We start from the raw sequence: 10,400 nt of genomic DNA, 5'->3' as shown, positions 1-10,400 counted from the left end.
GACTCGAATGTTCGCTTTTGTTTAAGAGCTTGAGCTTAACTGAACGTCCAGAAAGGTCCGCTTTGAAAACAGAGTGGACGCAAAAGTGGGGTGATTTTTTGCGTGCTACTACATGAACAGAAGTCACGCCATGGTTTCTTTCAGCTAACTTTTAGGATTTTAGATTAGTATGCTTACTAAACCTAAAAACGCTTATTCACTCACTCATACGATCATTTGGGATATTTTATATTGTTATAGAGAGTAAAGGGGCCCGCAGTCCTATTCAGTGGTTGCCGCCTGTTGGACAATGCAGTTACGTGGCTCGGTTCTTCCGTATCCTGAAAAAGTACAGGCTTAAGCCATCCACACAGGAGAATGAATGGATGCAGTCCTTTTTAGATCGCTGCCGCAGCTGACAGCATGCTTAGCAAGCTAATCTACTTGTCAAAGGAAGACCCGGTCGATGAACGGCAAGAAACTGACTGAACTGGAGCCACTGGTAAACCAGGCAGTTTCTGGACCCATGCGATTTGGAGCCGGTTCTGAGCCTACGAGCTTGGATCAACTGAAGGCAATGCCCTCGCGGCCAGGCCACGTTTGCCGGCCCTCCTATAAAAGGGACTCCAAATAGGCCATAACTTCGTCCAATCCCTCCGCTTTCTGTAGTCGCTCTCTGGGACTACAACCGAACCGCCTGTTACTCGTCCTCATCCATTGGGACACCCCAGCATCGTCGTTTCCAGCTCTGGCAGATAAATACTGGTAGATTCGGATTAATTTCTGAGCCCTTTGTCCTAGCCAGCTCGCAGGATCAATTTCGGTCCCCAGACATTTTTCATCGACGCCCAAGATTCTCGCAAGCTGCATTTCGTTGATGTCCAGAGCAAATGCTGCTCGCATAGTTGCTTTGGCCAGTACCGTAGAAGGATTCTCAGGCGCCATATCTTGCTCCTTTTCAACTCCTGCTATGGTATAGATCCATGCTCCAGGCGTCCGATTAAAAGTCTAAGGGCCTCGACGTCTGGTTCAGACCGGAGCATTTCAGAGGGTTTTCTGCCGCTTAACGGCGCCTGTGGCAGGGTCATCCATCTGTTTTTCGCTACGACATCACCTTCGAAAAGCTCCAACGCCTCTGCATGTACCAAGCTGATCAATCTTTTCAAGTGAGAATCGCTCGGGTCTTCAATCACTGCCTCAAGGACGATATTGCTTTCCGAAACAGTAATTTCGAGGTGTTGATCTGGCTCAAACCCTACCTGGTCCATGATCTCCGCAGGAATAGGGACAAAAAAATTCTCCCCGTCAGATTCGATCTTTGTACGCATGAGTTCCCAACTCCTCCGCTGCGCTATCGTTCGCTATCATCCGGAAATGCATGCTTTTCTTCGGAATACAGAGTCTGGCGCCAGCTGAGCGCGTTGATCTCTGACATATCTCTGGTCGCGTAACATAAGTCGTTTGTAAACTGATATATATAATCAATCGAAATCAGATCAGAACTGTCAGCAACTGCAATCAGCTCCTTCAACTGAGACATCTGCCAGCTCCCTGTGCCGTTCATCCATGGCGGTGTAACAATCATTACCCGTTCAATCCAGAACGTGTCTCTACTCTCATCAATCAGTGCCACCAGGTCAGAGGGTTTGGTAAGTAGATAATAGCGACGCACTTTGCCTCCCACCCGAGTGTAGCCTGTGCTTACATAAAACCAAATATCGTCGTATGCAAGCTCGACGCGGCTCCAAAAATGCTCACGACCAAATGGTCGACCTAGCAGCTCTTCCGTGTGATTTTGAGTCATGAACATACGTTTTCCTCCAAAATGCACACTATAGTTTGTAGTGCTATAGCGTGCAATCCGGTGTCATGGCCCTTTTCCTTCAGGGGTCGGCATGGAACTGCACCACGCATTCGGGCAAGCGCTGAGACGGCAGAGAAAAGCCAAAGGACTGTCTCAAGAGGCATTCACAGGAGTTAGCAGTCGGACGTACTTGAGCGAGCTGGAAAGAGGTCTTAAAAATCCGACGCTCGACAAGATCGAAGATCTGGCAGCAACAATGGGCATTCACCCTTTAACACTTCTGGTTGAATGTTACTCGCTCAAAGACGATGTAGAGCCGAAGGACATTTTCGCCATAATCAACCAAGAGCAGGCTGATCTGGAAGAAAGCTAGAGGGGAGAAGGTCACCATGGGTATCCATAAAATTTAGCCCCTCAAGTGAACTTCTAAGATTCCACTTTGCTCTAGAGCAACACTCAAACCTACCACTCGGCTCGTAGCCTTTGATGGCCTCTTAACAGCAACTTCAAAAGCTTCGTAGTCACCGAGAATATGGCATCGAGACTGGGCGCGAGTAATAGCCGTATACACAAGGCTTTTATCAAGCAGTCGTGATTTCCGAACCGGGAAGATAATAGTATGGGCTTGGCTTCCCTGGGCCTTATGGACCGTGACTGCGTACCCGTGATCTATGATGTCGAGTTTCCCAACCGGGAACTCCACTTCTCGACCATCCACTTCAATGCAACACGCTATCGAATTGTTGTCTTCAGGTTCGTCCTCCGCAACACGCGTAATTTTACCGAGCGAGCCATTTCGGACGTTTAGCGTGTAATCGTTCTTCTTGACAAGCACCAAATCACCGAGCCTTACTGGCACAAAATTGATAGTCAAATCGACGACTTCCAGTCCGGAACTTGTTATCGACAACGTGCGGACCCTGGGCCGATCCTGTTTTAAGCGATTGATAATTTGTGCGTTGATTTCAGCCGTTGACCCTGCGCCGCTCTTGGTGGGGCAAACGACAATAGTTGAGAAATCTTCGCCCGTTCCACCGAGCGCAAAGTATGCATCAGCGGCGCGGGAATTTAGCACAGAGTTACCGCACGAGCAGAAGTCAATGTCTTGGTGGCAGAAATCCGGAGCCCGGTGATCTCTTATGGCACTCGAAACAGCAACGATACCGCTATTTTCAGCCTGCCTTTTAACCACTTTCAGCGTTGTTTTTGGGATTCCTGGGTGATCAGCCAAGACATGCAAAAAAAGCCCAGGACCGACGGGTGGAAGCTGCTCAGGGTCACCAACTAATATAATCTGGACACAATCTGGTATCCGGCGCATCAAGTAATAAGCACTGATGACGTCAACCATCGAAGCCTCATCGATGACAACAACATCCTCTGGCCCCAGATCCTCGACTTTAACTTCCTGACCCTGCAGGAATGCCGCAATTGTCCTGGCCGGAAAACCTGTGCTCTCCTGCATCCGCTGAGCTGCACGTCCGGAGAGCGCTATCTGATGAATCCGCACACCAGCCGTATCGCTTTCAAGCGCTTTATAGACGCCTTTAAGGACGGTTGTCTTTCCACAACCTGCGCCGCCAAGAATAAGGCTGAAAGACGCTCTGGCACTTAAAACAATGGCATCTCGCTGCTCTGTCGTGAGATCAATGAAATTTTCGTTTTCGTAAGCATCGATCGCAGCATCAATGTGGTCTATAGATTCCGGACCGTGAGAGCGCTGTTTAAGTCGTGCGACGATTTTCTCGGCAATTATTGTTTCCATGAGCCATGGACCAATCGGATGAACCAGTCGCTCACTCTTCTTAAACAGTTTCCGCCCCTCGACCTCCAACGCTTTTTCAACGAATTGCGAATTCATTGAAATCGTATTTTCTATCGTAGCTTTGACCTGCTTAAGGTTCGCAGCCGTGTTGCCGGAATTGAACCTGGACAATAGCGCCTCATTAACAGCGGCCCTCATCCTGCGGCTATCTGAAACGTCTATGCCAAATTCATGGCGAGCAATATCATCAACCCGCCTCCAATTCTGCATGAATGTGAGCAGCCGATATGGGTCTTCCTTCACGCGATCAACTGCATCACACCCATAGGCTTTAACAAGATCTAGACAAACAGCCGACGGTAGCGGTTTGCTCATCAAGCTCTGAAGTGCACGGATATAACCTAGGCTTCGGAACTCCTCACACAACTTAAGGGCACTCTGCTCCGAGATAATAAGCTTGAGCGACTCGATATCGTCTTGCTCAATGATGTCGAATATGTTTTCACCAAATTCGATCCAAAGGTTCTGAGCCTTGACGCGACCAATTCCTGAGAACTTCTTGCTTTCGCTGAGAAGTCTTATTAATGCTTCACCGTTACGCAGAATGAGCTCAGCAGAATCAAGGTTCACAACCTCTTCCTTGAATGTGTAATCCCCCCTGGTAAGGGTCTGCTCTGTTTTATGCCCGGAAACTCGCCATGTTGTCCCTATTTCAAAGGGCTCACTCCAACCCCTGCCCGCTGCTCTGAGCACGATCCTTTTCCCAGTCTTAACGCACTGCGAGCCCATGAGTATCAGCTGTGCGGAATTGAACCGGACAGAGCGGATAGTTGTTTCGAGCTGGACAAATTCCACCATTAATGAGGAACCCGTCCATTCGTTGTCATGTGATGCTCCAAGAACTCAAGCCGATCTACTCTACGTTTCAAATCATCTCGCTCAGCAATGAGTGCGGCATTTTGCTGTTCTAAGGCTTTAATGCGTGATTGACTTTGACCAAGCGATCTATCTTTGCGAGCTGACTCCGCTTTGAATGATTTTGCATCTTTCTCTTTGGCCGGCCTGAGCTTGCCTTCTTCTCTAAGCCTCTCTTCAAGCTCAAAAAGGTTGTTTTGAAGCTCCTTGTTCGAGGTCCATGCTGATCTTGCGAAACACAGTTCGTTGGCTATTTCACTGCGATTTAGCTTATCCCCGGTCTTGTAAATGTACTTTTCCCAATCACCTTCCGCTTCTCGCATGTCTGTCCACGATAAGAAATCGGCAAGAATTTGTGCTTTCCTATCCTGAGCGGACTGTTTTTTCTCACCGGTCATCTGCCATTCCTTTTCAGCCAGTCAAAAAAGCCTTCTGGAAAATCCTCCTCTTCTAGCAAAGTTCCAACTCCGAATTCGTCTTCGATCGTTCTTTTTTGTAGATCGAACTTTGCTCCCTTCAGCTCTTTTAAAAGCTTATCAATAACTTTTTTCCAAGTGGCAAAACTCGCTTCTACAGCTTTCTGAGAGGCATCGTGAGAAACACTTTGCCCGAGTCGATGGTGAGCTCTAGACCGGTCCTCTAAAGCAGTTGTAAGTTGCTTGTTGAGCCTCTCAATTTCATTATTCTTGTGTCTAATCTCAAGTTTAAACTTTGTTCGTTCGCTTCCAGTAACCTCTTGCGGCCCAGTCTTTCTGCTATATTCCTCTAGAATGGACCGATAAGCGGAGTTAGGTCGAGTAAGCGTCGACACAGCAACTGGCGCCTTTTTTTCTGGCGACATTTCCTTAAGTTTCTTTGCGCCAAATTGAGCTGCCCGGGTAATGTTTTTGAAAGGCTCACCTCGTACCTTAACCTCTTCCTTTAAAATGTCCTCAAGGTTCGCAGCATCTTTGCTAATACGATCACGCCAATGGCTATCAAGAGCCTCTTTATTACCCATCAGTCATTCCAATTAGTTGCCTAAGAGATTGCGCACTACCTTTATGGTTATGGTGCTCAATAGACTTAACGACATCATCTAAGCTAACACCTTCCAGTCGCGCTGTTTTTTCTACAAACAAAGCCGCCGCCTTTATGGGGTCAATATCGATTTGTGTCTGAAGTTGCCCGATCAACTCTGGATTTATCCTTGAGATCATCTCCCGAGCATACCTTTGTGCAGTGAGCTTCAACCTCTCACTTTGGAGCGTTTTTGTTTCGGATGTTTCAATGATGCGCCAGAGATTTTTCCTCTCGTCTGACCAGTCCACGTCAGGCTTGCTGTAAACAAGCTTCTGCCTAAAGTGGTCAGATCCATTCTCACCAAGAAGAATTTCACCGTTAGTCATCTTTATGAGCTGATCGTGACGAACCATCCATGCCGAAAATTTGGCAATTAGGTCCATTCTTTCCTCTTGGGAATCTGACCGCTCGGCATCTGTTAGATCTCCGGAATTAATTAAATTTGAAAGATCAGCAACTTGGTCACCGATTTTTCGAATCGTTGCAGCAATAGCCGGGGCATCGCTCGGAAAGGAAAGAGCGGCGGGACAGATACCACACAATTTCTTTTCAAGGACGACTTTTATCTTCTTCGGACATGTATTCCCATATGGGCAGATGTGTGTCCGATTCACACTGATTTCTCTATCCGGTGCCTTTTTATACTCATCATTCAGATCAAAGTCGTCGATATTTATCGAGGACATCGTCAATGATTCGGCAGGAATGCCTTTTTCTTTCAGCTCATTAACTATTCTATTGGCATCTTTACTGCCTTTCCCGATTATAAAAGGCAGCCCCACGCTCTCAGCAACCGTTCTAGCTAATTTGTGTTCACCGACAGTATTTGAAGAATAATATCCCACCATCTCAGGGGATTGACCGGTCCAGATCTCACTGATTTGTTCGTTTGTGAAAAAGTTAGCCATGAAACTATCGAAGGTCTTTCGGAGTCCATGGACCGTTACTGAGGCCTTGTAATTAAACAAACTGGCAGGACGGAGCCTCTCCGCAATTTCGATCTCATCGTAACGATCAGAATGATCAATGACAAACGTTCTAAAAGGAGCCTGAGTACGGGTTGCCCTATAAATTTCATAATCATCTTGGGTCAGCCCGATGACACTTGGATAGAGATATGAACTAAAATCTAATCCAGTTAGATTTAAAAGTGACTGAAATGAGTACAGAAGGTCAGCCATGAAGTCGTTGAAATAGGAATCGTCCGACTCACTGTGTTTTTCCGAGTTGAACCTGAAAAGAGGAACGATCTGACCCCATTTCGAATTTTTGTTGTTCTGATAAAACACAGCTTCGTCAGAGAATACACTCCCCCGAATCTGATTCAATCTTATTAACAGGTTCATCACTGAAACTTTAACATGGGTATTAAAGGTTGTTAGCTTTGCCTTGTCCGTATTAATGTACAGCTTAATCAGATCTGAATCCTTCTCCCCGCCTTTCAGAAATGAGTCAAACGTTCTTGCATCCAGCCAAAATGCGTTTGAAAACCGAATACCGCACTGAGACACAAGACAAAGGAGTGTTGAAAAAACATGAGCGGTAGTTGGATCAAAGTTATCTAGCCCCTCCATCTTAGACATATCTAACTTGACGTTTCCGAGCCGCACATCTTTATTTTCTGAATACTCCAAAAACTTTTCTTTCCAGGACTCGCTGCTTACCTTTTCATCAAGCATATCCTCACGAACCTGCAGTGAGCACGACGAAAATGCAAATAAAAATTCTCTCAGGAGCCACCAGTAATCATAATCGAGCTTCTTTTTCTGAGATTCTGCGTACGAAAATCCCCTAATGCCCTTGGCACTATCCATAGGATTGTGAATAGAAAGACCTTCGATTTCGATATAATTCCGAAAGAAGCTTGTTATGTTTTTTTGACTCGACTGTTTTGCATTTACATTCGATTTTCCCCCAGGCGCACCGACATCAAGACATTTTTCTTGAAACTCTGGAAAAGTCACGGGAAGTACTGTGTTTGGATCCATGCGCAATGTAAACGAATGCGTATGTCGAATAAATACATTAGGATCGAACTCTTCAAGGCGCTCTGGCACTTGGAATTCTGGCTCTAGATTCTCTTTGAACCAGGGTAAATATGAGAATAAATATGCGTTTAAGATCCGTAGTGCGGTAGCTTTCGTTTTCTTTGTGCCTTTTTCATACAGCTGATCCAAGAAGTCTTTTTGATGTGCCAGCCAAAGGCTTTTTGGATAAACCTCGTAAAGTTTCTCAGGCCTAAATTTGCTAAGCGCCTTAGCGGTCAAATAATAATCACCGAACTGGATAGAGTTTTTAGGGACCAACTGATAGACCGAACAACCATCAGGTTTTGCGCGGATATTTGGTCGAAATTGTGCTACTCCAAAATCAGTACTAACATAGGTTTCGAGCTTCCTATTTTTTGAAGCTGACCTACGCTTCCGAGGCCCATGATCGGCGCCAATATACTTTGCGCCCAAGCTAAAATCGAATGGATCAGGAACGCCAACTTTCCGTCGAAACTCAACAATATCGTCATGATAAATACGGTGAACCGCCCCAATGCGCACAACTTGCTCATCGAGACCCTTTCTATATGCTTTATAAATGTCTTGCCTTCTTAGCTGAGAATAAAGCCAAAGAGCTGGACGAAGACCTCTAACATTCGTCGTTAGAGCAACGATTAACTTTTGTGTTTCAACAAATAAAGGGAGATCAAAGCTAGTTACACCTTGATAGGCAAAATAGTGACGCATAACGATGCCAGCGGAACTCATCTTTTTATGATCGTTATTTTCTGCATACCATTGCCAGGCGAACTCTACAAATGAGGGATCAAGAGAGTCGGCATACCTTTCCAAAATTGATTTCTTACTTACCACATACCAAAAACGAACCTCCGAAGGTAATTTTTCAAACCATGGGGTGAACGTAATATTTCCGGCCATTGGTCCAGAGAATAACGGGGCAGGAGGCAGTGATATCGTTTTTTGCAGAGCCAAATGTAGAACCAGCAGGTTAAAAAGGGGGAATACCAATTTTAGCTGAACGGTTGTAAGTGACTCCGAAAAAATTTCACTTAAAACCCTCTTTTTCTCAGTATTATCGCTTGGTCCTTGGCCATAACACAGCACGTTTACGAGTTGTTGAAACTGATCAGCAACCAAGGGCAATTTTCCTGATTGGAAAAAGCCCAGCAGCAAATGTTGCGTTGCACGATAATCGCTTGGCACACTTTCAACCTTCAAAAAATCAATAGCTTCTGAAAGTAGCCTTCCTCTTTTTCTGAAAGATTCCCTGGTAGCTATGAACGGGCGGTCATAATTCATTGTGTCCACCTATTGATCCGCAATCCGCTTAATACTGGTAAGATCCCAGCCCTGCGCAGTGACATAGGCTTGTACTTGCTGAATTTTTCTCATCGTTACATGGGTGTCAGGCAAGGAATAACCTTCTGTTGTGGACTCGAATTTATGACCCATGTGCTTTTTCACAACTCCCAGTGGGAAGCCAAAGCCTCCCTCTCCGTTCGGCTGGTAGTTCCGAAGCCAAGTTCCATAAAAATGACGAAGCGAGTGCAACGAGTACAAATCTTTTTCTTTTATACCTATCCGTCTCTGAGCTTCCTTAAACGTCCTATTATGGGATGTTGAATCTTTATCAAACCAAGTTAGGCCCTGGGCATTATTAGCCATGGTAACGAAAACGAACTCATGCGAAGGGTTAAAGCGGTCTCTTTCTTCACTTAGGTAATTCAACAGATATTCGAAAAAAATCTCTTTAAATGGACTTAAAAACAAAACGTACTTGGTCGTTCGCCCTTTGAACGCGAGCTCAGTAATTTGTCGGTCAGTTAGGTCGTCATAAACCTGAATCCGATCTGCGTAAGGCAGAATCTTGACCAGTTCTTCCTCAATCAGTAAGTCATCAAATCTCAGTTGCATGGCCTCTGATGTTCGTATGCCCGTACCAGCCATTAGTGAGAACAAACATATATCTCGATAAGAGGATGCATTCTTAATAAGTTCCAAAATCTTATCTATCGGGAAACACTTTTCGTAAAATCGATAATCAGGATCCTGAGACTTCCCGAATCGTTTAGGCATCGATAGGTGCGGGCGAGTTATTTTTTTTGGGCCACCCGAGATACAACCGGCAAGCATAGATTTTCTTAGAAGCGCAGCCTTCTCAGACTTCTTCAGCGATCTCATATTTCCAAGCTGCTCAATAAGGTGCTCCTCGCTAACGAACGTATCAACCTCAAACCGCTCGTTGATAGCTTGTTGAGAGATCCACTCTTTATCGTTGAACTTCAAGAAGCTATTAACGGTTGATAAGTAACGTCCTGTCGAAGATCGGGCCAAACCTTCAAAGCCAAGATGGTGGGCGACTGCGCTGACAAATGGGCTTGGAGAACGATGACCCTCAGCCAGAAAAGAGGGATACATAAATAATACGCGGTTCAAAAAAAGGCCCGAGCCACTGAGTTTCAAACCAGATTGAACCTGCAAGTCAGAGCAGGCGCATAGATAACGCAAAAAAAGTTGTAGGTCATTTATAACTGCGTTGAGAGTGGCTTGCCCGGAACCTTCAGACTCAGATAGATATTCAAGGAACTCTCGCGGGCCTAAAAACTCCGCGCCGCTCTCCACGTCAAAATAGGTGGCTATTTTATAGCCAGTATGATGCCGAAACCGATGTGTCTGAACCCTGCTTTCCACGGATGCACTCCATCTGAGGTACAGAAGGGATCGTAGTGCTGGATGCTCTAATGAGCAACGAAAAAGAAGAAAAATCTTGTGAAACGCAAGTACTAGAGCTAGGCGGGATTATAAGTCATTGATTTATTGAGGAATGCGTCCCCCGCAGGACTCGAACCTGCGACCCTCGGCT

At 45.8% G+C, this 10,400-nt stretch carries 9 protein-coding genes; 1 reads left to right on the top strand and 8 read right to left on the bottom strand.

Going from position 1 to position 10,400, the window contains the following annotated elements:
* Positions 1 to 591: 591 nt before the first annotated feature.
* The 3 genes from B2W52_RS22360 to B2W52_RS14990 all read right to left on the bottom strand — a co-directional run bounded on the left by B2W52_RS22360 (position 592) and on the right by B2W52_RS14990 (position 1,789).
* The gene (locus B2W52_RS22360) at positions 592 to 849 is read right to left on the bottom strand and encodes an MbcA/ParS/Xre antitoxin family protein (RefSeq protein ID WP_414673509.1); all 258 of its coding nucleotides are present in this window, start codon (positions 847 to 849) and stop codon (positions 592 to 594) included.
* Between the two features lie 98 nt (positions 850 to 947).
* Positions 948 to 1,307: an antitoxin Xre/MbcA/ParS toxin-binding domain-containing protein gene (locus B2W52_RS14995; RefSeq protein ID WP_273070553.1), complete on the bottom strand. Its 360-nt coding sequence runs from the start codon at positions 1,305 to 1,307 to the stop codon at positions 948 to 950.
* Between the two features lie 23 nt (positions 1,308 to 1,330).
* Entirely contained in the window at positions 1,331 to 1,789 is a 459-nt protein-coding gene (locus B2W52_RS14990) for a hypothetical protein (protein WP_273070556.1), read from the bottom strand.
* An 85-nt stretch (positions 1,790 to 1,874) separates the two neighbouring features.
* On the opposite strand from B2W52_RS14990, the gene B2W52_RS14985 reads away from it, so the two are divergent.
* Positions 1,875 to 2,156, top strand: coding sequence for a helix-turn-helix domain-containing protein (locus B2W52_RS14985; RefSeq protein WP_273070559.1), 282 nt, complete (start codon positions 1,875 to 1,877; stop codon positions 2,154 to 2,156).
* 33 nt (positions 2,157 to 2,189) lie between these two features.
* Here the strand turns inward: B2W52_RS14985 and B2W52_RS14980 are convergent, their stop codons facing one another.
* The 5 genes from B2W52_RS14980 to B2W52_RS14960 form a co-directional block, all read right to left on the bottom strand.
* Positions 2,190 to 4,178, bottom strand: coding sequence for an ATP-dependent DNA helicase (locus B2W52_RS14980; RefSeq protein WP_273070562.1), 1,989 nt, complete (start codon positions 4,176 to 4,178; stop codon positions 2,190 to 2,192).
* 227 nt (positions 4,179 to 4,405) lie between these two features.
* Positions 4,406 to 4,861 (bottom strand): hypothetical protein, encoded by a 456-nt coding sequence (locus B2W52_RS14975; RefSeq protein ID WP_273070565.1) that lies wholly within the window; start codon positions 4,859 to 4,861, stop codon positions 4,406 to 4,408.
* On the bottom strand, positions 4,858 to 5,463 hold the full coding sequence (locus tag B2W52_RS14970) for a hypothetical protein (RefSeq protein WP_273070568.1): 606 nt from the start codon (positions 5,461 to 5,463) through the stop codon (positions 4,858 to 4,860). Before B2W52_RS14970 ends, B2W52_RS14975 begins: the two co-directional genes overlap by 4 nt.
* Positions 5,456 to 8,836 (bottom strand): hypothetical protein, encoded by a 3,381-nt coding sequence (locus tag B2W52_RS14965; RefSeq protein WP_273070571.1) that lies wholly within the window; start codon positions 8,834 to 8,836, stop codon positions 5,456 to 5,458. The genes B2W52_RS14970 and B2W52_RS14965 overlap by 8 nt, the downstream gene beginning before the upstream one ends.
* 9 nt (positions 8,837 to 8,845) lie before the next feature.
* Positions 8,846 to 10,228 (bottom strand): tyrosine-type recombinase/integrase, encoded by a 1,383-nt coding sequence (locus tag B2W52_RS14960; protein WP_273070574.1) that lies wholly within the window; start codon positions 10,226 to 10,228, stop codon positions 8,846 to 8,848.
* Positions 10,229 to 10,400 lie beyond the last annotated feature (172 nt).

This window comes from Marinobacter sp. UBA2498 (genome assembly GCF_002341575.1).
GTDB lineage: Bacteria > Pseudomonadota > Gammaproteobacteria > Pseudomonadales > Oleiphilaceae > Marinobacter > Marinobacter manganoxydans.
This window is presented reverse-complemented; position numbering and strand designations above follow the sequence as displayed.